The organism is Opacimonas viscosa (genome assembly GCF_024199005.1).
In the GTDB taxonomy this organism is placed as follows: Bacteria; Pseudomonadota; Gammaproteobacteria; order Enterobacterales; family Alteromonadaceae; genus Opacimonas; species Opacimonas viscosa.
Window position 1 is genome coordinate 1 of the sequence record NZ_JANATA010000174.1, and the last position, 265, is coordinate 265.

1 protein-coding gene is annotated in these 265 nt (G+C 47.2%); it reads right to left on the reverse strand.

The features are described from left to right. The coding region (locus tag NLF92_RS13180; RefSeq protein WP_254102684.1) for a pseudouridine synthase at window positions 1-265 on the reverse strand (265 nt) is incomplete at both ends.

Below are 265 nucleotides of genomic sequence, written 5' to 3' on the forward strand. Positions count from 1 at the left end.
TTTAAGCGCAACACGAATTTGATGGGTTTTCCCCGAGTGAGGCTTAACGATAAACCCTCGGGTACCGGGCTTAGCCGCGCTACTGAAAAACTGAGTGATAGCCGGGTTTTCTGTGGTTTTTAGCAAAATCCGCTGGCCGCCTCGACGATTTTTCATATCGCCCATTATCATGCCTTGTTTCTTTTTAGGCTTGTGATCACTTAGCGCCAAGTAATATTTGCTGACGCGTCTTGATGAGAAAAGCTCGCCAATTTCTCCGGCTACA